Below are 22,072 nucleotides of genomic sequence, written 5' to 3'. Positions count from 1 at the left end.
GCCTACCGGGCCGGTGCGGGTGCTTTTTCATCGACCGGGGTGGTCCGCGCCACGCCGGTGGCACAGTGGATCGACGACAATCGCGTCGTGACGAAAACCGAGCGGCTCTACGCACTCGCCGAGGAACTGCGGGCCTACAGCCCGCGACCGCGGACCGCCCGGCAGCTCGCGGCCCGCTTCGAGGTGTCGACCCGCACGATCGAACGCGATCTGACCGCATTGGCCCAGGCCGGGGTGCCGATCATGACCGTGCCGGGGCGCTCGGGCGGGTACGCGCTCGATCGGCATCGAACGCTCGCTCCGGTGAGTCTGACGACGGCCGAGGCCACCGCCCTCGCGGTGGCGTTGCCACGGTTGGCCGGTACGCCGTTCGCCGCGGCGGCGGCTTCGGCGGTACACAAGATCGTGGCGGTCCTGCCCGAACAGGACCGAGTGCGCGCTACCGCGCTGGTGGAGCGGATCCGATTCCTGCCGGTGGATCCGGCGAGAGCGGTCTCGCCCGCGATTCTCGACGCGGTGGTCCGGCGGCGAGTGCTGCGCTTGGACTACGCCGACCGCGAGGGCGTGACCACCTCGCGGGAAGTGGAACCACTGGCGTTCCTGGCGGGCGAGGAGTGGTTTCTGTACGCCTGGTGCCGGATGCGGACGGGACTGCGGGGATTTCGACTCGATCGGGTGCTGGCCGCCGATGTCCTGGACGAGGCGAGTCCCGAACGCGAGGTGGACCTGTCGACGATCCCGACGGGGTTCGGCACGCTCATCGATGTGACGGCGATCACCGACACACCGTTGTCGCGCAACGACTGAATTCTGAATGACGCAGGCCGCCGCACCCGCCGCGGCCCGACTCGAAGGAGCAGTCCATGACAACCACGACCGTCACCGCCGATCAGCTCGCCGCGACCTGGACCGAGCTGTGGAACGGCAGCACCGAACTCGCGACGGCGTTGCTCACCGACGACTTCAGCATCCGTTTCGCCTCGCCGACCCGCGACATCGCCGACGCGCTGCGCGGGCCCGCGGCGTTCGCCTCGTTCGTCGCCGAATACCGGGCGCAGCGACCCGACGTCGGGTTCGTCGTCGATTCCGACGCGGTCGGCGGTCTCGATGCCACCGGCACCGGCACATTCGCTGTCCGTTGGCATTCAACCCACGACGAGATTCCCGCGCACGGCGGGATCGACGTCTTCGAAGCGGTCGGCGGGCAACTGCGCAAGGTGTGGTCGGTCGGTGGCGCCGGTCCGTTCACGCTCGATTGACCGCACCCCGCCTCACTTGCCGCGGATGATGCGGCGCAGCTTTTCCAGACGCGGGGCGATCGTGCGTTCGTTGCCGTGGTCGGTGGGCAGGTAGTAGTCGGTGCCGACCAGTTCGTCGGGTGGGTACTGCTGGGCCACGACGCCTTCGCGGTACTTGTGCGGGAACTTGTAGCCCTGGGCGTTGCCCAGCAGGGCGGCGCCCGCGTAGTGACCGTCGCGCAGGTACGGCGGGACGGCACCGGCCTTGCCGCGTGAGACATCGGCCATCGCCGTGCCGATCGCGGTGGTCACCGCACCGGATTTCGGGGCAGTCGCGAGATGGATGGTGGCCTGCGCCAAGGCGAGTTTGCATTCGGGCAGGCCGACCTGCTGGACGACCTGGGCGGCCGCTGTCGCGGTCTGCAGGGCCATCGGGTCGGCCATGCCGATGTCCTCGCTGGCGTGGATCATCAAGCGGCGCGCGATGAAGCGGGGGTCCTCGCCCGCGGCGAGCATGCGCGCCAGATAGTGCACGGCGGCGTCGACATCGGAGCCGCGAATGGACTTGATGAACGCGCTGATCACGTCGTAGTGCTGGTCGCCCGCGCGGTCGTAGCGGACGGCAGCCTTGTCGACGGTCGCCTCGACCGTTTCCAGGTCGACGGCGCCCTCGGTCGCCGACTCGGCCGACGCCTCCAACGCGGTGAGCGCGCGGCGAGCGTCGCCGCCCGCGATCCGCACGATGTGCTCGATCGCGTCGTCGCTGACGGTGTAGGCGTCGGCGAGACCGCGCGGGTCGCTGATCGCGCGGGCGAGGACCGCGCGGATGTCGTCGGGAGTGAGCGGTTGCAGTTGCAGGACGAGCGAGCGCGACAGCAACGGGGAGACGACGGAGAACGAGGGGTTCTCGGTGGTCGCACCGACCAGCAACACGACCCGGTTCTCGACGGCGGCCAGCAGCGCGTCCTGCTGGGTCTTGGAGAAGCGGTGGATCTCGTCGATGAACAGCACGGTCTGCTCGCCCGCGGCGAGCCTGCGCCGGGCGAGGTCGATCACCGCCCGCACCTCCTTCACGCCGGCCGAGAGCGCCGACAGCGCTTCGAACCGACGGCCGGTGGCTTGCGAGAGCAACGAGGCCAGCGTGGTCTTTCCGGTGCCGGGCGGGCCGTAGAGCAGCACCGATGCCGCCCCCGACCCTTCGACGAGCCGACGCAGCGGAGACCCGGGACCGAGCAGATGCGTCTGGCCGATCACCTCGTCCAAGTTCGCCGGGCGCAGGCGGACGGCGAGCGGCGCGCCGGAGTCGCGACGGAACACCGCGTCGGCGCCGGGTTCGGCGGACGCGTGTTCGCCGGGCACGTCGAAAAGGCTGTCGCTCACGTTGTGCAGGGTACCGAGGCCCTCGGACATGTCCTGCGAAGCTCACCAACCGACCGCGGAGATCGACCAGGACCTGCCACGCAGATGGACAGTTGACCAACAATCCCCGGGTCGACTTGCGCCCGAGCGATTCGTGGGCTGTGATCGCTGATCGTGGTCGAAAACAACAGCGCCGTAACCTCCCAGCCGGTCGGGTTCGCCCGCCGCACCCTGTTCGCCGGTTCCACGGCGGTCGCGGCGGTCGCGGTGCTGGGCACCGCAGCGCCCGCGCACGCCGCGGGTGCTGTCTTCCGGCACGGCGTCGCGTCCGGCGATCCGCTGCCGGGCGCGGTCATCCTGTGGACCAGGGTCACGGTCGCCGAGGACGCCGCTCCCGGTTCCGGCCTCGGCGACGCGGCAGCGGTGCGCTGGGAGATCGCCACCGACGCCGGCTTCGGCACGCTCGCCGCGTCCGGCACCGTCACCGCCTCCGCCGACACCGACCACACCGTCAAGGTCGACGCGACCGGCCTCACCCCCGGTGAGGACTACTTCTACCGTTTCACCGCGCTCGGCGAGACCTCACCCGTCGGCCGCACCAGAACAGCGCCGGCACCGGACAGCGAGGTCGACCGTCTCCGCCTCGGCCTGGTCTCCTGCGCCAACTGGGAAGCAGGCTGGTTCGGCTCCTACCGGCACCTGGCCGCGCGCACCGATCTCGACGCGATCGTGCACCTCGGCGACTACATCTACGAGTACGGCCGAGGCAAGTACACCGGCCGCAACGGCGCGGTCCGCGCACACGACCCGGCGAACGAGATCGTCACCCTCACCGACTACCGCACCCGCCACGGCCAGTACAAGACCGATCCCGACCTGATGGCCCTGCACGCGGGAGTGCCGTTCATCTGCACCTGGGACGACCACGAGTCGGCCGACAACTCCTGGCGCGAGGGCGCGGAGAACCACGACCCCGCCACCGAAGGCCCCTGGGCCGACCGTAAGGCCGCGTCCACCCGCGCCTACCTGGAGTGGATGCCGGTGCGCGCCACGCGCGCCGACGGCCAGGTGCAGATCTACCGACGCCTGCGATTCGGCACGCTGGCGGAACTGTCGATGCTGGATCTGCGCACCTACCGTGACGAGGAGGCGGGGCCGGGCGGGGGCTGGCGCCACGCCGACGACCCGTCGCGCACCATCACCGGCCGCGCCCAGATGGCGTGGCTCACCGCGGGACTCACCTCCTCCCCCACCCGCTGGAAGCTGGTCGGCAATTCGGTGATGGTCGCGCCGCTGGTGTTCCCGCCGCTGGAAGCGGCCACGACCCAGGCGATCACCGAGGCACTCGGTATTCCGCAGGGCGGGATTACCGTCAACGGCGACCAGTGGGACGGCTACACCGCCGACCGCACCACGCTGTTCCGGGCGATCGCCGACAACGAAGTGGGCGACGTCGTGTTCCTCACCGGCGACATCCACACCTCCTGGGCCGCCGACCTGCCGGTGAACGCCGCGAACTACCCGGGCGGACCGACTGTCGGCGCGGAGTTCGTGATCCCGTCGGTCACCTCCTCGAGTGTCGGCGACCTGCTGAAGATGCCCGCCCGCACCGCGTCGGTACCGGCGGAAGAGGCCATCAAGGCAGCCAACCACCACCTACGTTACGTCGAGCTCGACTCGCACGGTTTCGGCGTGCTCGAGGTGACCGCGACGCAGACGCAGATGGACTGGTTCTACGTCGCCGATGTCACCGATCCCGCGACGGGCGTGCGCCACGGCGCGTCGTTCGCCGTTCCGGCGGGCGGTCGGCTCGAACCGCGGCCGACGCCGATGCCCTGACCGGGGTTCGCCGCGACGCGGCGGAAATCGGCGCAGAATTCTTCGGACAGGGTTGTCGATTGCGCCCGCGGTCGCTCGTCGAGTGAGTACGGCACCCGACGAGCGGGCAGCCCCACACCCGAAGGAGCACATCATGAGCCAGTACCTGGTCCTGATCTACGGCGACGAAGCCGCCTACGCCGCGTACTCCCCCGCCGAGTTCGACGACATGCTCGCCGCGCATCGCACCTTCCAGCAGATCGCCGGTGACGCCAATCGCGGTGGGCAGGCGTTGCAGCCCACCGCGACCGCCACCACGATCCGCCACGACGCCAACGGCGAGGTCGTCATCACCGACGGGCCGTTCGCCGAGGCGAAGGAAGCGCTCGGCGGCTACTACTTGCTGGAGGCGCCCGACCTGGATGCCGCGATCGCGATCGCCGCGCGGGTGCCTGCCCCCACCGGTGGCGTCGAGGTTCGCCCGATCCAGGTCTACCCGCAGTCGTGACCACGGTGGCGGCCGCGGCCGTCGAGCAGGCGCACCGTCGTGAATGGGCCTTCGTGCTCGCCGCGACGGTGCGGCTGGTCCGTGATTTCGACCTCGCCGAGGAATGCGTCCAGGATGCCTACGCGACGGCCCTCACCGTCTGGGCGAGCGACGGTGTCCCGGCCAAGCCCGGCGCCTGGCTGACGACGGTCGCGCGACGCCGGGGCCTCGACCTGCTCCGTCGCGACAGCACCTTCCGGCGGGCGCTGCCCCAGCTCGTCGTCGACGAGCCGGTCGCCGACACCGCCGATCTGGCGCTGGCCGACCTGGACGACCCGGCGATCCCCGACGACCGGTTGCGGCTGATCAGCACCTGCTGTCACCCCGCGCTCGCACCGCAGGCCCAGGTCGCGCTGACTCTGCGGCTGGTCTGCGGTGTCACCACCGCCGAGGTGGCTCGCGCGTTCCTGGTGAGCGAGTCGACGATGGCCGCGCGCATCACCCGAGCCAAGAAGAAGATCGCGGTCGCGGCCATTCCGTATCGGGTGCCCTCGGTGCGGGAACTGCCGCAGCGGCTCGATTCCATCTGCGCGGTGATCCATCTGCTGTTCACCACCGGCCATACCGCGCCGGCGGGTGAGGTGCTGGTCCGTGCCGATCTCGTCGACAGGTCGCAGCAGTTGGCCAGGATGATGCACGCGCTGGTTCCCGACGACCCGTCCGTGACCGGGCTGCTGGCGCTGATCCTGCTCACCGACGCCCGCCGGGCAGCGCGCGTCGACGACGACGGCAATCTGTGCACGCTCGAACACCAGGACCGCGGGCGCTGGGATCGCGCGGCCATCGCCGAGGGCATCGCGCTGGTGAAACACGCTCTGCCACATACCGACCGGTATACCTTGCAGGCCGCGATCGCCGCGGTCCACGACGAGGCGCCCACGTGGGCCGACACCGACTGGCGAGAGATCATCGGCCTGTATCGGCTGTTGCTGCGCGATTCGGCGTCGCCGGTCGCGCTGCTCAATCACGCCATCGCGGTCGGCCTCGCCGGCGATCCGGCACAGGCGCTGGCCCTACTGGATCCGCTCGGCGCGGAACCGGCGCTGGCGACCTACGGCTATCTCGACGCCGCCCGCGCCGCTTTCCTCACCGATCTCGGACGTACCGAGGAGGCGATCGCCGCCTACGAGTCGGCGCTGCTGCTCACCGACAACGCGGTCGAACGTGCCCATCTGCGTGACAAACTCGTCGCGCTGACGAGCTGACCGGCACCGGGGAACTCCGGATCAGGCGCCTTCGGCGGCCAGCTCCCGCTTCCACTCGCGGAAGCCCTCCTCGGTGCGGCCGCGCCGCCAGTACCCCGAGATCGAGACCCATTTCGGCGCGACGTCACGTTCCTTGCGCAGGTAGGGACGCAGCTGACGCATCACGGCCTCGGCCTCCCCGTGTACGAACGCGTGGACCTGTCCCGGCAGCCACTCGGCCGCGCGCACCGCGGCCACCAGTGGTGAGTGGGCCCCGGCGAGGTCGTCGGTGATCCGGTCCGAGGACACCCCGCGATGCACCCACTGCAGGCGCAGGTCGGCGGGCGAGTCGAGGGCGATCTCGTCTTCGCTGCCGCCCACTTCGACGAACACCAGGGCGGGCACACCGGCGGGTAGCGCCTCGAGCGCGGCCGCGATGGCCGGCAGCGCCGACTCGTCGCCGGCGAACAGGTACCAGTCGGCCGCCGGGTCGGGCGCGAACGCACCGCCGGGGCCGTTCAACCAGAACCGCGCGCCCGGCTCCACCGAGCGCGCCCATGGCCCGGCGATGCCCTCGTCGCCGTGCACCACGAAGTCGATGCTGATCTCGCGTCGCTGCGGATCGAAGGACCGCACGGTGTAGGTGCGCAGCACGGGCTGGCTCTCCGGGCCGAGCGTCGCGCGCACAGTGTCGAGATCGAACGGCTCGGGGTAGTCGACGCCGGGCACCGGAAAGATCAACTTCACGTAGGCATCGGTGAACCCGTTCGGGCTGAATCCGTCCGAGACCGTGCCGACCACCCGCACCAGGTGCGGGGTCAACCACTGCTTGCGGACGACTGTGACGGTGACCGGTATCGGCACGGCTGCTCCCAACTCCTCAGATCCCTGCCGACGGTACCCGTGTCGCGCCGGGAAGTGGGGAGCCCGCTCGGCCGCGCTACTCCGACCAGCGCTCTTCGAGCATCGCCGAGACCTGTTCGGCGAAGTCGCCGACCGCGTCGTCGCCGGTCATCCTCGCGTCCTCGGCCAGCGCCGACCACCGGTTGATCAGCGCCTCCGAGCGCGGCACCGACAGCCCGTGCTCACGCGCGGTGGCGATGCGGGTGTGGTCGGCGGGCAGGAACCAGTACGTCGACAGCCAGACCCAGATCAGCCGGGCCTCGAGGATTCGTTCGGCCAGGACGGTGTCGTCGGCCAGCGACGGCCATACACCGACCACAGCCGAACGCCAGGCCTCGACCATCTCCTTGGCACGGCTGCGCGAGAGTTCGAAATCGCACAGGCAGCCGGGGAAGGAGACCAGCGCGTAGGCGATGTCGAGGGTGGCATCACGGAAACCGCCCCACTCGTAGTCGAGGAACCGCGCGCCTTCCTCGTTCATGATCACGTTGTCGGGGCACAGGTCCGACGGGCTGAACGCGCGGTAGCGGCCGCCGGTGAACAGACGGTTGCCGTGCACGATGCGCTCGGCGATCTCCCCGGGCACCTCGACGCCGAACTCGGCTTCGAGCAGACCTGGAACCTCGGCGATGGCAGCCTGCGCCTGCTGGGCGATCCCGTCGACGCGATGCGCCGAGTCGACCCGGCGCATCAGGGCGACGAAGTCGGGTTCGCGGCCGACGGTCGCGGCGTGCATCCGGCCGAGCGCCTGAGCGAACGCCATCAGCGAGTTGCGGGTGCCCGGCTCGACACGCGCCTGCAGCACCGAGGTCAGTAAGGCGTTCTCGCCGAGGTCCGACAGCACGAGGAGCCGGTCGGGAACGCTGTGGGCGATCAGGAAGGCTCCGGGGCGCTGTTCGCGACTCAGCGCGGTGGTGAACTGGTAGGACACCGCCTCGCGCAGGAACGCGGCGTCGATGCTGGCGACGCCGGGCGCCAGACCACCGATGCGGCGGTCAGGACTGGAACCGCGCACCTGCTTCACGATCAGGGTGCGCGGCAACGAAAATGCGTTTTCCGCAACACGCACGCGTAGGACTGTCGTCCTACCACTGCCGCTGAGCTCCATCGGATCACTCAGCTTTACCGGAGCACCCATTCGCTTTGTGAGCAACTGTTGTGCTGCGGACACGACGTCGGCGGCGCGTTCGGCCAATAGTGCGGTCATCGCCTCTCAAGCTACTCGTACCCGGTCACTTCTAGCGAGCGGTTGGACAACCTTTCCGCGTCGCTCGGCGTGTTGGCGCCGAGGTTGCGCGTGTGTGCCTGTTCGCTTGACACATCAGCCGGTCGTCGGGTTTTCTCATCGTGAACTGCTGTGCGCCACACCGCAAACCGGTTGAGTCGAAAGGTCTATCACAGTGACCGACACTCCGTACGCCGCATCGAGCGATTCGCCGGGCGGGTCGCCTGTTCCGGGCGGTGGCGGACAGTTCGCCGGCCCCACGGGCAGACATGAGGGCACCGGGCAGCCACCGGCTCCCGGTCCGGGACCGAGCAGGCACGGAATGGCCGGTGGCGCAGGCTATCCGCAATTCGAGGGACCCGGCGCCGCCCAGTACGGGCAGGAGCCGGTCGAGCCGCCGCCGCCGATTGCCGGACGCGGCGGGCCCACACCGCAGTACGGGCCCGCGGGCACGGGCTCCGGTTACGCCGTCCCCCAGGCGAAACCGGAGAATCCGGTATACCCCGCGTCCGGCGTGTCGCAGGGCGGTGCCGGGCAGACGCCCGGTTACTACCATTCGGGAGCACAAGCCCTCGATATCGGCCGTTCGCTGAGCTACGGCTGGGAACGATTCCGGGCCAATCCGGGTCCGTGGCTCGGCGTCACCGCGGTGGGCGTGCTGATCTATCTCGGCTTCGTCGCCGTGGTCCAGATCGTCGAGCCGACGTCGCCGTTCAGCGTGCTGTTGCTGTTCTTGATGGTGATCGTCGCGCTGTGGCTGCTGCAGGCGGCGATGGTGCGCGGCGCGCTCTACGAAACCGACGGATACCCACCGGCTTTCGGGTCGTACTTCCGGTTCGTGAACGCGGGCAATGTCCTGCTCACCTCGCTGCTCGCCTTCACCGTCACGCTGCTCGCCTCGACGCTGTGCCTGCTGCCCGGCATCGTCGCCGGGTTCCTGTGCATGTTCTCGATGCACTTCGTGATCGACCAGGACTACGGTCCGGTGGAAGCGATCAAGGCGAGCGCGCAACTGGTGCTGGCGAACCTGTGGGCGGCGCTGCTGCTGGCGCTCACCATCACGCTGGTCACCCTCGTCGGCGCGATACTGTGCGGGCTCGGCCTGTTCGTCGCGGGGCCGGTATGCGTCATCGCGGTCACCTACTCCTACCGGATGCTGACGGCGGGACCGGTCGCCCGCGTCTGAGGTCAGCGGTCGAGCGCGGACCGCATGCCGATGGCCCGCTTGAATCGCCCGACCGGACCGTCCGTGTCCCCCGCCCGGGGTCGCAACTCGAGCACGATCACCCCGGCCACGACGATGCCGAGCAGGTTCACCGCGAGCTGACCGACCGATTCGAACGCGCGATGCCACTGCCCGATCGTCGCCGCCACCACCGCGTAGCCCGCGGCAGGCACGGTGGTGACCGAGATGAACACCCCGATCAGGGCCGCCGACTTCGCGGTGACCAGCGACAGCATCCCGGCCGCACCGGCGAGTAGGGCAACGACCAGCGAGAACGGCCCCACCTCGTAGATGAAGTCGACATTGTGCGCGTCGATGACACCCTTGGTGGTGATCCAGCCCAGCTGCTGCCACACCAGGGTCGCGCCGAGCGTGATCACCATCGCCACCGGGAAGGCCACGGCAAGCGCGAGTACCGAACGCCGGGCCAGCCGCCAGTTACGGCGAACCAGTGCGACCGACAGCGCTGCCAGCGGCCCGAACTCCGGACCCACCACCATCGCGCCGACGATGGTGACCGGCGAGTTGGTCGCCACACCGATCGAGGCCAGCAGACAGGCGATCGTCAGAAACGCCACAAAGGTGGCGTTGAGCGAGGATTCCTCGTGCGTCTCCTTGAGCAACTGCTCCCAGACGACCGCGTCGCTCGGGTCGCCCGGCGCCGCGTGGACCGCGCGATCGGCGGCGTCGGACAGCACCGCCGTGATCGGTTCCAGCGTGATCCCGCCGGTGTGAACGATGCCGAGCGCCTTCACATCGGCGAGGACCTTGTTGCCCGCCTCGCGCGCCACATCGGCCTGGACCAGATCGCCCGGCGGGTCGAGGGCGATCCCGCGCGCCACCGTCAGATGAGTGACACCGGCGTCCTCCTCGAGCACCCGCACCAGGGCGTCGGTCTGCTCGGGCGGGCTGATCACTCGCAGATGTAGCACCCGGTGTCCTCCTGATCGGTCCCGCCGTCGCGATCGGGAACTGACCAGAAGGTACCGGGCTACCTCCGATGACCGCTATTTCTCGGCCGCAACAACTTTCGGCGCGTCGGCGGCGTCGCCCTTGCCCTTGGCCTCGGGCTTGGCGTCGATGCCCGCTTCCTTGCGCTGCTGCGCGGTGATCTGCGCGGGTGCGTCGGTGAGCGGGTCGACGCCGCCACCGGTCTTCGGGAACGCGATCACCTCGCGGATCGAGTCCTCGCCCGCCAGCAGCGCGGTGATGCGGTCCCAGCCGAAGGCGATGCCGCCCATGGGCGGGGCGCCGAAGGAGAAGGCGTCGAGCAGGAAGCCGAACTTCTCCTGGGCCTCGTCGTGGTCGATGCCCATCACCTTGAACACGCGTTCCTGCACGTCGCGGCGGTGGATACGGATGGAACCGCCACCGATCTCGTTGCCGTTGCAGACGATGTCGTAGGCGTAGGCCAGCGCCGCACCGGGGTCGGTGTCGAAGGTGTCGATCGACTCCGGCTTCGGCGAGGTGAACGCGTGGTGCACCGCGGTCCAGGCCGAATAGCCGAGGGCCACGTCGCCGCTGGCGGTGGCATCGGCGGTGGGCTCGAACATCGGGGCGTCGACGATCCAGACGAAGGCCCAGGCGTTCGGGTCGATGAGGTCGCACTTGCGGGCGATCTCGCCGCGCGCGGCACCGAGCAGGGCACGGCTCGACTTCACCGCACCGGCCGCGAAGAACACGCAGTCACCCGGCTCGGCGCCGACCTGCTTGGCCAAGCCGTCGCGCTCGGCGTCGGTCAGGTTCTTGGCGACCGGGCCGCCCAGGGTGCCGTCTTCGTTGATCAGGATGTAGGCCAGGCCCTTGGCGCCGCGCTGCTTGGCCCAGTCCTGCCAGGCGTCGAGCTGACGTCGCGGCTGGCTCGCGCCACCGGGCATCACGACCGCGCCGACGTACTCCGACTGGAACACGCGGAACGTGGTGTCCTTGAAGTAGTCGGTGAGCTCGGTGATCTCCACACCGAAGCGCAGGTCGGGCTTGTCGGAGCCGTAGCGCCGCATCGCCTCCGCGTAGGTCATGTGCGGGATCGGGGTGACGATCTCGTGGCCGACCAGCTTCCACAGCGAGGTCAGGATGTCCTCGGCCAGCAGGATCACGTCTTCCTGGCGCACGAAGCTCATCTCGATGTCGAGCTGGGTGAACTCGGGCTGACGGTCGGCGCGGAAGTCCTCGTCGCGGTAGCAGCGCGCGATCTGGTAGTACCGCTCGATGCCGCCGACCATCAGCAGCTGCTTGAACAGCTGCGGGCTCTGCGGCAGGGCGTAGAAGCTACCCGGCTGCAAGCGCGCGGGAACCAGGAAGTCGCGGGCACCTTCGGGAGTAGAGCGGGTGAGCGTGGGGGTCTCGACCTCGACGAAGTCGTGGTTGGCCAGCACATCGCGAGCCGCGGCGTTGACCTTGGAGCGCAGGCGGATGGCGTGGCCGGGGCCTTCGCGGCGCAGGTCCAGGTAGCGGTACTTGAGGCGGGCCTCGTCGCCGGGGGTCTCGTCGAGCTGGAACGGCAGCGGCGCGCTCTCGTTGAGCACGACCAGTTCCTTGGCGTCGACCTCGATCTGCCCCGTCGGCAGCTCCGGGTTCTCGTTGCCGTCGGGACGCCGTTCCACCACACCGGTGACCTGCACACAGTATTCCGCGCGCAGCTTGTGGGCCTGCTCGGCCGCCTCGCCCTCGCGGAAAACCACCTGCGAGACGCCCGAGGCGTCGCGCAGATCGATGAAGGTCACACCACCGTGGTCACGACGCCTCGCCACCCAGCCGGTGAGGGTGACGGTCTGACCGGCGTGCTCGCCTCGCAGCGAACCAGCCAAGTGGGTGCGCAGCACGGTATTCCTTTCGACAGACTTTCACGGACTTGTCGCACCGGCGCAGATGACCGTGTGCACTGCCATCGTAGTGAGACACGGTGCCCGGATGAAAACCGATATCTTCCTCACCGTGTCAAGCTTGTGACACCTGTCCGCCGTCGCCGCTCCCGCCGACGGTGAATCGCGCTGTGAGACAGCTGGACAACCGAGCGAAGGCGAGTACCGCGATGACCTTCAACGAAGGTATGCAGATCGATCCCGGCCGGGCGTCGTCGGGCGGCGGACCCGGCATGGGCGGCAAACTCGCTCTCGGCGGCGGCGCGGGCGGTCTGATCCTGTTGGTGATCACGTTGCTCCTCGGCGGCGATCCGGGGACAGTGCTCGGCAACTTCACCGGCGCGCAGAGCGGGCAGCAGGCACAGCCGGGGACCGCGGGAACGCCGACCCACTGCAAGACCGGCGCCGATGCGAACAAGTACGTCGACTGCCGGGTGGTGGCCACCGCCCAGAGCCTGGACGCGGTGTGGTCGGTGCAGCTGCCCAAGCAGACCGGCAAGCAGTACGTGGAGCCCGAACTGGTGCTGTTCACCGGCGGCGTGAGCACCGGCTGCGGCAACGCCACCAGTGATGTCGGCCCGTTCTACTGCCCCGCCGACCAGACCGCCTACTTCGACACCGCCTTCTTCCAGGAACTCACCGACCGCTTCGGCGCGAGCGCGGGACCGCTGGCGCAGGAGTACGTGGTCGCGCACGAGGTCGGCCACCACATCCAGAACCAGCTCGGCGACATCGGCAAGGCTCAGCGTGATCCGCAGGGTGCGACCTCGGGCGCGGTCCGCACCGAGCTGCAGGCCGACTGCTACGCCGGTATCTGGGCCAACTTCGCCGACAAGCAGCCCTCGCCGGGCGGTGGACAACCCTTCCTGAAGCCCCTGTCCGACAATGACATTCGCGATGCGCTGTCGGCCGCCAATGCCGTGGGTGACGACCGTATCCAGCGCTCGGCCGGTCGCGGTGTCAATCCCGAGTCGTGGACCCACGGATCCTCCGAACAGCGGCAGAAGTGGTTCCTCACCGGCTACCGGACCGGGTCGGTGCAGGCGTGCGACACCTATTCCGCGCGTGACCTCGACAACCCGCCCGGGATACGCTGACGCCTCGAACGCGAAACCCACGCACTGTCTTTCGATCGAGGGGAACCCATGCGCCCGACCATGACCGGACTGCTCGTCTGCGCTCTCGCCCTGAGCGGCGCGAGCGCACTCGCCCATGCCGATCCGGCGCCACTACCGTTGGTGAGCCTGACCACGATCCCCGACGGCTGGTCGCAGCGCACCGACCTGCGTCCGGTCCTGCAGGTGTTCGCCGACGGCAAGGCCGTGCACATGCCCGACGCGGTGAGCAAGGACCGTAAACCCGAGACCGCACCCAAGCAGGTGACCGGAAAGGTTGCCGCCGACGTGATCGAGGCCGCGCGCGAGGAGATCAACGCGCTGAAGGACACCGACTTCGGGATGCCGGCGGGCGACAACCGCGGCACCCAGATCATCGACCTGATGCCCGACGACCCGGCCGACGAAGCGCACCTGGTGATCTATTCCCCCGATGCGTCCGATGGCCTCAACCCGGAGCAGAAGGCCGCGCGCAAGCGCTTCACCGACCTCTACAAGAAGCTGGTCGACGCCTTCAAGAGCTGATCGTTCGACACCGAACCGTAAGGGGCTCGCCGGTTTTCACCGGCGAGCCCCTTGCCGGTCAGAACCGATCCGCGGTCGCGTCCGCTTCGCGTTCGTCCTCGTGGACGGCACCGATCACGTCGGGCGTGGATTCGCCCAGCGGACCGGTGAGATCGTCGTTGCCGGTGCGGCTCTGGTAGGGCTGCACGGTACGACCGTGTTCTTCCTCGTTGTTGCCACGGCCCGCACCCGCTCCCGCGCCACCACCGCCCATCATGCCGGAGGTACCGCTGGTACCGGCGGCCGTGGTGGTGCCGGAGCCCATCACCGTGCTGATCGCCCGGCCCGACGCCGGAACCGCCGCACCCGGCACGGCCGCGGTGGACTTCGGAGTGCCCGAGCTCGGGGTGCCGCCGGTGCTGCCCGCCGAGCCGCCGGCGCCGCCGCGCGCGGTACCGAGCGCGCCGAGCGAGGCGCCGGATCCACCGCCGCTGCCACCGGTACCGACACTCGACGGTGAAGTCGAGCCGGGTGTAGTGGTACCCGCGGTGGTGCTCGCGGCGGTGGTAGACGAATCGCCGCCGCCGGTCAGAGCCTCCTCCGCCTGGGTGAGCAGCGGTTCGCCGATGTTCTCCGAAGCCGCGGAGAGAACTTCCTCGGGCGAGGGCAGGCCGCTCTGGCTGGCCAGCTGCCCGACGACACCGCTGAGCTCGCCGGTGTACCCCATCAACTGCCCACGGGTCACGTTGACGACCGACACCGCCTCACCGAGATGCGAAGTGGCCAAGCCGATCAGGGTGGCCTGGGTCGGCGGCAGCATGATCGTCGGCGCGAGCGCGGTGGCCTGGGCCGCGAAGGTGGTGGCGATCGTGGTGAGCTGGGCGTTGCCGGTCTGGACGACGGCAGCGGCCTGCTGGGTGAGCGCGGAGATATCGATGCCGCGCTGGCTGGTGTCCTGCCCCTGTGTCTGCGCCTGCTGGCTGGCGGTGGTCGCCGCGTCGGCGGACTGCCCCTCCCACACCTGCTGAACGGTCTTCACGCCGCCTTGGGCCAGAGTCATCGCCTGCTCGATGACCGCCGAGGAATTGCTCAGGATCGAGGTCGGGTCCAGCGAGCCGAAAACGCCGGTACCGAAGCTGCTGAGCAGATCGAGAAACGGCTGGAACAGGGTGTCGATGCCGGGCAGTGCGGGCAGCGACAGGCCGCTCATCAGCGCGGCGACCGGATCTTCGGTCAGGGTCGTCGCGGCGGCCGACGTGCTCGCGCCGGAGGTGCTCGACGCGCCCGCACCCGAGGTGCCGGTGAGTGCGGACTTGGCCTGGTCGAACGCGGTCAGCGCGGCGGCCGACGCGGGCGCGGCGACCTGAGCGACCGTCCCCTGTAAGCCGCTCAGCGCGGACGACGCGTCGTCCGCGACGCCGGACAGGATGTCCTGGGGCTCTACGCCGGTGCCGAGGCCGCCGAGCCCACCCAGTCCGGCGGGCGACATGCTGCCGTTCTGGGCTTCGTCGGTGATCTTCTGCGCGAGGGTGAAGACCGCTTCCTCGTCGGTCGCCACATCCTCGGGCACCTGCATGAGCGGGACGTCCAGGATCGCCTGCGAATCGAGGGGTACCGCACCCATCACCGACGCCGTCGCGGCATCGGCGGCGGCCATCGCGGCATCGGGAGCGATGACGCCCGCGTCCGAACTCAGCGGCTTCACAGGCCGGCGGCCTGACGGGCGAGTTGGGCGGCATTGTCGATATCGGTGGTCTCGAAGGTCACCGACGACTTGAAGGCCGCGTCGGAGAGCGAGCTGAACTTCGCCGACAGGTCGTTGATGTCCTTGGCCTGCAACGCTTGCGCGGCCGCGAACATCGCCAGGTAGTCGGCGCCGATAAGGCCGAACACGGGCGTCGCCGCCGACACGCTGGCAACCAGGTCGATATTGCCCGCCGCGGCGACCTGTGCCGCCACCCCGCCATTGGTCGCCGCGAACGCGGCGACTTCTTCGGTTTGCACCGAGAGATCGGTCATGCGAAATCCCCCCAACTCGTCGTGAAAAGTCTGCACTACAGAAGCGAGCGACGGACGCGAAACTCCCGACGCGACCACCCAACTGCGATTGGCGCCAAATATAGCCGAACTCCCCGGCAGTTTTCGAGTCGTGCCACCCCCGATCTGCGTGATCCACTATCAAAACTAGAACATGTTCTATATCCTCGGCCTCATGAAGGTCGCAGTGACCGGCGCAGCCGGCTACCTCGGTACCAACTTGATCCCTCTGCTCGTCGAGCGCGGCCACGAGGTCGTCGCGATCGACCGCGTCGCCCCGGCTACCGCCGATCCGGCCGTCACCTGGGTCGAAGGCGATGTGCTCGACCCGGCGTCGATGCGTGCGGCGCTGGCGGGCACCGAGGTGGTCTACCACCTCGTCGCGCTGATCACCCTCGCCGAACGCAACGATCTGGCGTGGCGGGTGAACACCGAGGGCGTGCGCGTCACCGCCGAGGCGGCGCTGGAATCGGGCGTGCGCCGGTTCGTCCACACCAGCTCCATCCACGCTTTCGACCAGTACCGCGCGGGCGGGCACATCGACGAGACCTCCGGCCGCTCAGACGATCCCGGTTTGCCCGTGTACGACCGGTCGAAGTGGTCCGGCGAACTGGCCTTGCGTCCGGTGATCGAGCGCGGACTCGACGCGGTGATCGTGAATCCGACCGGCGTCTACGGCCCGGTCGACCTCCCCGATCGCCTGTCCCGGCTGAACGTCATCGCCGCCCAGGCGATGCGCGGCCGGATTCCGGTGATGATCGGCGGCGGCTTCGACCTGGTCGACGTGCGCGACGTCGCCCAGGGCCTGGTCCTCGCGGGCGACAAGGGCCGCACCGGCGAGAACTACCTACTCGGCGGCGAGATGACCACGATGATCGACTTCTGCCGGATGGCGGCGGCCCGCACCGGCGCCAAGGGCCCACGCTTCGCCATCCCGGCGAAGGTACTCGGCGCGACACTGCCGGTGCTCGAGCCGATCGGCAGGCGTTTCGGCTCCGACAGCCTGTCCAAAGCCGCACTGGGCGCACTGATCTCGGCGCCGGTCGTCGACCACGGCAAGGCCGAACGCGAACTCGGCTACCGCCCCCGCCCGACCACCGAGACCGTCAACGACCTCGTCGACTTCCTGCGGGCGTCGCGTCAGGCTTGACAGCTGTTCGAACAAATGTTCGACTCGTGGGGTGCGGTGGCAAGCTCAGACCCTGGACGCCGATGACGGCGCGCTGCCCGGCCTGACCAGGGCCGGGCTGGTCCGCTCCGTCCGCACCCCCGAGTTCGACGGCATCACCTTCCACGAGGTGCTGTGCAAGAGCGCGCTGAACAAGATGCCCGAGAGCTCCGCGCTGCCCTTCCGCTGGACGATCAACCCGATGCGTGGCTGCTCGCACGCCTGCCGCTACTGCTTCGCGCGCGGCAGCCACGAATATCTCGGCCTCGACGCGGGCGAGGATTTCGATTCCGAGATCGTGGTGAAGACCAATATCGCCGCGGTGCTGCGTCGCGAACTTCTGCGCCGGTCCTGGCAGCGCGAGGCGGTAGCGCTCGGCACCAACACCGACCCGTACCAACGCGCCGAGGGCCGATACCGCTTGATGCCCGGCATCATCGGCGCGCTCGCCGATTCGGGCACCCCCTTCTCCATCCTCACCAAGGGCCCGCTGCTGCGCCGCGATCTCCCCCTGCTCACCGAGGCGGCCCGGCGCGTAGAGGTGAGCGTCGCGGTGTCGATCGCCATCCTCGATCCCGACCTGCATCACCGCCTCGAACCGGGCACCCCCGAACCGCGTGCCCGTCTCGACCTGGTCCGCGCGCTGGCCGACGCGGGCTTCACCGTCCATGTCATGGCCGCGCCGATCATCCCCTGTCTCACCGACAGCCGGGCCCACCTCGAGGCCCTGTTCGCCGCGATCGCCGACGCGGGCGCGGCCAGCGCCATGGCCTTCCCGATGCACCTGCGCGGTCCCACCCGAGACTGGTTCCTCACCTGGCTCGGTACCGAACACCCCGCGCTCATGCGCCGCTACCGCCAGCTCTACGCCCGCGGCGGCAACGTCACTCCCCTCTACCGCGACTGGCTACGCGACCGAGTGAATCCCCTCCTCGACCACCACGGCCTGCGCCGAGTCCAAGGCCCCACCACGCCGGCCGCTCCCCCACCCACGCCGCAGGACGCGCAGCTCGCCCTCTTCGGCTGACCGCCGGACAGGCGGTCGGGCTACGACACCATCCGGCGACGCTCAACCGAGTGCGGCGACCTCGGAATCGGTGAGGACCACCGGTGAGACGCTGTCCTTGCTCCGCACCGACCGCACCGCGCGATACAGCGGACGTTCGCCGAGGCCGGCGTCGCGAGCCTCGGCACGCAACTGCTGCACGAGCACCTCCGAGATCGCGATGGCCGCGGCGAGTTCGCTGGCGGCGAGAGCGTCGGCGAGTTTGCGCAGGCCGAGCAGATGCAGTTCGCGGCCGCTGCCCACGTCGGTGTACATCGCCAGCGGCACCAGTTGGGTGTCGCCGCCGGCGGTGACCCGCAAGACGATGCGGCTCAGGCGTGCGGGATACACCAGCAGTTGCACGCCGGTAGCGTGGGCGAGGTCGACCGTGTGTTCGCCGACCAGCCGGTGTGCGCGGATCACGGTGCCGCTCAACCACAGCCGCCGCCGCTGGAACGCGAAGACGTAACCGATGGTCGGGACAGCGACGGCCAGTCCGATCAGGATCGCGTACGGCCAGCTCAGCCAGACCGCCGACAGCAACGCCGCACCGACGCCCACGCCGAGCGCGGCCAGCGCGAGCCTGCGCAACATCGGCGCGAACACCTCGGGCGCCACCAGGTCGATTCCCACCGGTTCCGTCGCCGCCGACTGCCCGGACTGCCCGTCCACGATTGCCTCTCCGCCCCCACCGGCCCGCCCGGCATGAGGCGCGGTCAGATTACCGCGCCCCACCGACCTCAGCAGCCGAGCGCGGCGCCCACCGCGGAGTACGCGGCCTCAGCGACCGAGCTCCGCGCGCAGCACCGCCACGACGCCGTCGAGCGGGACGGACCGCTGTTCACCGGTTGCCATCTCCTTGACGCCGATCGTGTTCTCGGCGAGATCGCGATCGCCGAGCACAAGGGTGTACTTCGCCCCCGAACGATCGGCGCCCTTCATCGCACCCTTCATCCCGCGTCCGCCATAGGCCAGGTCGACGCTGATGTCGGCGGCACGCAGTTCACCGGCCAGCGCGACCAGCTTCGCCTTGGCCGCGTCGCCGAGCGCGACACCGTACACCTGGCAGCGTGCCGGATCGGCCGCCGACTTGCCCTCGGCAGCGAGTGCCAGCACCGTCCGGTCGACGCCGATGCCGAAACCGATGCCCGACAGCGGCTGACCGCCCAGTTCGGCCATCAGTCCGTCGTAGCGGCCACCGCCACCGATGCCAGACTGCGCACCGAGCTGGTCGTGCACGAATTCGAACGTGGTCTTGGTGTAGTAGTCCAGACCGCGCACCATGCGCGGGTTCACCACATACGGCACGCCGAGCGCGTCGAGGTGTCCGAGAACCTGCTCGAAGTGCGCCTTCGCCGACTCCGAGAGGTGGTCGATCATCAGCGGTGCGTTCGCGGTCAGCTCGCGCACTTCGGGTCGCTTGTCGTCGAGCACGCGCAGCGGGTTGATCTCGGCGCGGCGCTGAGTCTCCTCGTCCAGGGGCAGCCCGCGCAGGAACTCCTGCAACAGTTCGCGGTACTGCGGGCGGCACGTCTCGTCACCGAGCGAGGTGATCTCGAGGCGGAATCCGTCCAGGCCCAGCGCGCGGAATCCGGTGTCGGCGATCGCGATGACCTCGGCGTCGAGGGCGGGGTCGTCGATGCCGATCGCCTCGATGCCGACCTGCTGCAACTGCCGGTAACGACCGGCCTGCGGGCGCTCGTACCGGAAGAACGGACCGGCGTAGCAGAGCTTCACCGGCAGCTGACCGCTCTTGTCCAGACCGTGCTGGATCACCGCGCGCATCACGCCCGCGGTGCCTTCGGGACGCAGGGTGAAGCTCTCGCCGTTGCGGTCGGCGAAGGTCCACATCTCCTTGCTGACCACGTCGGTCGACTCGCCGACACCCCGTGCGAACAGGGCGGTCTGTTCGAATACCGGCAGCTCGACATGCCCGTACCCCGCGAGTCGGGCGGCGTGGATCAAGCCGTCGCGCACGGCGACGAACTCGGCCGAACCGGGCGGCAGGTAGTCGGGGACCCCCTTCGGGGCGGTGAAGCTGCTGGTCTTGGTCACGATGGTCCAGTTTTCCCCACGGGCGCCCCCCGCGTCCAACCGGTTACCCTCTAGACGAACCTGACGACACGGGAGGAACGCGGTAGTGCCGAGTAACGAACAGCGACGGGCGGCGGCCAAGCGCAAGCTGGAGCGCCAGCTGGCACGACGGGCCGAACAGGAGAAGAAGCGCAAGCGCTTGACGATCGCGGGCTCGGTACTGGGTGTGATAGTCGTCGCGGCCGCCGCGACCGGCGTGTATTTCCTCACCAGGGGCGACGACAGTGAGTCGGTCAACGCCGAGTCGTCCTCGGCGGTGCCGACGACCCAGTTCGTCAACACTCCCCTCGACATCCCCGGTCCGCCGCCCCCCGCGGCCAAGCCCGCGACCGTCGACTGCAGCTACCCGGCGGGCCAGGAGCCTGCGGCCAAGCCCGTCACCGCGCCCACCACGACGTCGGTCGCCACCGACGGTCCCGAGGTGAAGGTGGCGATCGATTCCACCCAGGGCCCGATCGGGTTGTCACTCAACAGCGCGCAGGCACCCTGCACGGTCAACTCGATGGTGAGCCTGGCCCAGCAGGGCTATTTCGACAAGACCAGCTGCCACCGCATCGTGGCCACGCCGGGCTTCGGCATCCTGCAGTGCGGTGACCCCGCGGCCACCGGTATGGGCGGCCCTGGTTACTCCTTCGACAACGAATACCCCACCGACCTGTTCCCCGCCGGTGACCCGGCGCTGCAGCAGCCGGTGAACTACAAGCGCGGCCTGGTCGCGATGGCCAACGCGGGTACCTCCCCGGAGGGCAAGGGCACCAACGGAAGCCAGTTCTTCCTGGTCTTCGGCGACACCCAGCTGCCGCCGAACTACACCATCTTCGGCACGATCGACGAGGCCGGCCTGGCCACCTTGGACAAGGTCGCGGGCGGCGGCGTCAAGGGTGGCGCGGAAGACGGCGGGCCGGCCATCCCGATCTCGTTCAACTCTGTCAAGGTGGGCTGACACCCGCTTCCCCAGGACAGAAACGGACCGGACACGCTGGCGTGTCCGGTCCGTTTCCGGTTTTCCCACCCCGACGTGCGAAGAAGATCATCAGAGGCTAGGCAATCCTACGGTTCATCCGCCTCATGCACCGCTCACCCGCATTTTCTCCGCTGTCGACCCGGCCCGCCGGACATCGCACCGTGTCCTTCGCGCGGTAGGCTCAGATGTCCACTTCCACAGCAGCATCGGGGAGCAGTCATGGCGGAACTCGACGACATCGGCAGCGAAACAGCGTCCATGATGCGCACCATGCTGCAGATGGCCATCTTGGTCGCCGTCAAATCGCGGGAACACGGCCAGAAAGAGGCCGAGTCCCGGGCGAAGGCGATCGAGGCCAAGATGAAGGAAGCGCGCGAATTGCAGATCCGCGAGGCGCGTGATCTCAAGGCCAAGGATCCGCGCAATATCGAACTCGTGCAGATGATGTCGGTCGGGTCGCGCACGGTGGAATCGCGCGGTGTGGAGACGCGCGGAATCAACCTCAACAAGCCGGCGGGCTCCGCCTTCGCCGCGAACGCCGCGGCGACACCGAGCGTCGGCTACGACTCGGCCGAGCGACGCTCGGCGATCGCGGCACATCTGCAGCGTGCCGGCGTCGCTCCGGAGCTCACCCAGGTTCGGATGCTGGTCGAAATGGGCCAAGGCATCTCGCCGGAAGAGGCGATCCGGTCCCGGGACACCGTGATGCGCGCGACCCTCGCGCGTCAGCGTGGGGAACGCGGGATCGAACGCGGGATCGAACGCGGTCGCTGACCCGACTCCGA

General features: G+C 69.2%; 21 protein-coding genes. 12 read left to right on the top strand and 9 right to left on the bottom strand.

Features of this window, described 5'->3' with window-relative positions:
• The first annotated feature begins 87 nt into the window (after positions 1-87).
• Positions 88-807, top strand: a complete 720-nt coding sequence (locus tag ACFQ9R_RS04805; protein ID WP_378989017.1) for a helix-turn-helix transcriptional regulator — start codon at positions 88-90, stop codon at positions 805-807.
• A gap of 56 nt (positions 808-863) precedes the next feature.
• Positions 864-1,259 carry a hypothetical protein gene (locus tag ACFQ9R_RS04800; protein ID WP_378989016.1) on the top strand — a complete coding sequence of 132 codons (396 nt, stop codon included), beginning with the start codon at positions 864-866 and terminating at the stop codon, positions 1,257-1,259.
• A 12-nt stretch (positions 1,260-1,271) separates the two neighbouring features.
• Here ACFQ9R_RS04800 and ACFQ9R_RS04795 read toward each other — a convergent pair whose 3' ends face one another.
• Entirely contained in the window at positions 1,272-2,648 is a 1,377-nt protein-coding gene (locus ACFQ9R_RS04795) for a replication-associated recombination protein A (protein WP_378989015.1), read from the bottom strand.
• 123 nt (positions 2,649-2,771) lie between these two features.
• Here ACFQ9R_RS04795 and ACFQ9R_RS04790 point away from each other — a divergent pair, with 123 nt between their 5' ends.
• The 3 genes from ACFQ9R_RS04790 to ACFQ9R_RS04780 all read left to right on the top strand — a co-directional run bounded on the left by ACFQ9R_RS04790 (position 2,772) and on the right by ACFQ9R_RS04780 (position 6,167).
• Complete coding sequence (locus tag ACFQ9R_RS04790) at positions 2,772-4,436, top strand: alkaline phosphatase D family protein (protein WP_378989014.1); 1,665 nt, start codon at positions 2,772-2,774, stop codon at positions 4,434-4,436.
• 133 nt (positions 4,437-4,569) lie between these two features.
• Positions 4,570-4,923, top strand: a complete 354-nt coding sequence (locus ACFQ9R_RS04785; protein ID WP_378989013.1) for a YciI family protein — start codon at positions 4,570-4,572, stop codon at positions 4,921-4,923.
• Complete coding sequence (locus ACFQ9R_RS04780; protein ID WP_378989012.1) at positions 4,920-6,167, top strand: RNA polymerase sigma factor; 1,248 nt, start codon at positions 4,920-4,922, stop codon at positions 6,165-6,167. The genes ACFQ9R_RS04785 and ACFQ9R_RS04780 overlap by 4 nt, the downstream gene beginning before the upstream one ends.
• Positions 6,168-6,188: 21 nt before the next feature.
• On the opposite strand, the gene ACFQ9R_RS04775 is transcribed toward ACFQ9R_RS04780, so the two are convergent.
• Both ACFQ9R_RS04775 and ACFQ9R_RS04770 read right to left on the bottom strand, forming a co-directional pair.
• Complete coding sequence (locus tag ACFQ9R_RS04775) at positions 6,189-7,010, bottom strand: siderophore-interacting protein (protein WP_378989011.1); 822 nt, start codon at positions 7,008-7,010, stop codon at positions 6,189-6,191.
• A gap of 76 nt (positions 7,011-7,086) precedes the next feature.
• The gene (locus ACFQ9R_RS04770) at positions 7,087-8,256 is read right to left on the bottom strand and encodes a phosphotransferase family protein (RefSeq protein ID WP_378989010.1); all 1,170 of its coding nucleotides are present in this window, start codon (positions 8,254-8,256) and stop codon (positions 7,087-7,089) included.
• A gap of 193 nt (positions 8,257-8,449) precedes the next feature.
• Between ACFQ9R_RS04770 and ACFQ9R_RS04765 the strand changes: the two genes are divergently transcribed.
• Positions 8,450-9,460 (top strand): hypothetical protein, encoded by a 1,011-nt coding sequence (locus tag ACFQ9R_RS04765; protein WP_378989009.1) that lies wholly within the window; start codon positions 8,450-8,452, stop codon positions 9,458-9,460.
• Positions 9,461-9,462: 2 nt separating this feature from the next.
• On the opposite strand, the gene ACFQ9R_RS04760 is transcribed toward ACFQ9R_RS04765, so the two are convergent.
• Both ACFQ9R_RS04760 and aspS read right to left on the bottom strand, forming a co-directional pair.
• The gene (locus ACFQ9R_RS04760) at positions 9,463-10,431 is read right to left on the bottom strand and encodes a DUF389 domain-containing protein (RefSeq protein ID WP_378989008.1); all 969 of its coding nucleotides are present in this window, start codon (positions 10,429-10,431) and stop codon (positions 9,463-9,465) included.
• Between the two features lie 75 nt (positions 10,432-10,506).
• Complete coding sequence (aspS, locus tag ACFQ9R_RS04755) at positions 10,507-12,321, bottom strand: aspartate--tRNA ligase (RefSeq protein ID WP_378989007.1); 1,815 nt, start codon at positions 12,319-12,321, stop codon at positions 10,507-10,509.
• A gap of 209 nt (positions 12,322-12,530) precedes the next feature.
• On the opposite strand from aspS, the gene ACFQ9R_RS04750 reads away from it, so the two are divergent.
• Together ACFQ9R_RS04750 and ACFQ9R_RS04745 are read left to right on the top strand one after the other, a co-directional pair.
• Positions 12,531-13,457 (top strand): neutral zinc metallopeptidase, encoded by a 927-nt coding sequence (locus ACFQ9R_RS04750; RefSeq protein ID WP_378989006.1) that lies wholly within the window; start codon positions 12,531-12,533, stop codon positions 13,455-13,457.
• 48 nt (positions 13,458-13,505) lie between these two features.
• Positions 13,506-14,000, top strand: coding sequence for a hypothetical protein (locus ACFQ9R_RS04745; protein WP_378989005.1), 495 nt, complete (start codon positions 13,506-13,508; stop codon positions 13,998-14,000).
• 58 nt (positions 14,001-14,058) lie between these two features.
• On the opposite strand, the gene ACFQ9R_RS04740 is transcribed toward ACFQ9R_RS04745, so the two are convergent.
• Positions 14,059-15,684 (bottom strand): hypothetical protein, encoded by a 1,626-nt coding sequence (locus ACFQ9R_RS04740; protein WP_378989004.1) that lies wholly within the window; start codon positions 15,682-15,684, stop codon positions 14,059-14,061.
• Positions 15,681-15,998 (bottom strand): type VII secretion target, encoded by a 318-nt coding sequence (locus ACFQ9R_RS04735; protein WP_378945397.1) that lies wholly within the window; start codon positions 15,996-15,998, stop codon positions 15,681-15,683. Before ACFQ9R_RS04735 ends, ACFQ9R_RS04740 begins: the two co-directional genes overlap by 4 nt.
• A 193-nt stretch (positions 15,999-16,191) precedes the next feature.
• Between ACFQ9R_RS04735 and ACFQ9R_RS04730 the strand changes: the two genes are divergently transcribed.
• Together ACFQ9R_RS04730 and ACFQ9R_RS04725 are read left to right on the top strand one after the other, a co-directional pair.
• Positions 16,192-17,166 carry an NAD-dependent epimerase/dehydratase family protein gene (locus tag ACFQ9R_RS04730; protein ID WP_378989003.1) on the top strand — a complete coding sequence of 325 codons (975 nt, stop codon included), beginning with the start codon at positions 16,192-16,194 and terminating at the stop codon, positions 17,164-17,166.
• Between the two features lie 31 nt (positions 17,167-17,197).
• Complete coding sequence (locus ACFQ9R_RS04725) at positions 17,198-18,211, top strand: Rv2578c family radical SAM protein (RefSeq protein ID WP_378989002.1); 1,014 nt, start codon at positions 17,198-17,200, stop codon at positions 18,209-18,211.
• 42 nt (positions 18,212-18,253) lie between these two features.
• Here ACFQ9R_RS04725 and ACFQ9R_RS04720 read toward each other — a convergent pair whose 3' ends face one another.
• Both ACFQ9R_RS04720 and hisS read right to left on the bottom strand, forming a co-directional pair.
• Positions 18,254-18,901, bottom strand: coding sequence for a hypothetical protein (locus ACFQ9R_RS04720; protein ID WP_378989001.1), 648 nt, complete (start codon positions 18,899-18,901; stop codon positions 18,254-18,256).
• A gap of 108 nt (positions 18,902-19,009) precedes the next feature.
• A complete protein-coding gene (gene hisS / locus ACFQ9R_RS04715) occupies positions 19,010-20,284 on the bottom strand; it encodes a histidine--tRNA ligase (RefSeq protein ID WP_378989000.1) in 1,275 nt (424 codons plus the stop codon).
• A gap of 85 nt (positions 20,285-20,369) precedes the next feature.
• On the opposite strand from hisS, the gene ACFQ9R_RS04710 reads away from it, so the two are divergent.
• Positions 20,370-21,266, top strand: a complete 897-nt coding sequence (locus ACFQ9R_RS04710) for a peptidylprolyl isomerase (RefSeq protein WP_378988999.1) — start codon at positions 20,370-20,372, stop codon at positions 21,264-21,266.
• A gap of 240 nt (positions 21,267-21,506) precedes the next feature.
• Positions 21,507-22,061, top strand: coding sequence for a hypothetical protein (locus tag ACFQ9R_RS04705; RefSeq protein ID WP_378988998.1), 555 nt, complete (start codon positions 21,507-21,509; stop codon positions 22,059-22,061).
• Positions 22,062-22,072 lie beyond the last annotated feature (11 nt).

The sequence above is a fragment of the Nocardia sp. NPDC056541 genome (assembly GCF_042794235.1).
Lineage (GTDB): Bacteria > Actinomycetota > Actinomycetes > Mycobacteriales > Mycobacteriaceae > Nocardia.
Note: the sequence above shows the minus strand (reverse complement) of the source record. Positions and strands in the feature narration are given on the sequence as shown.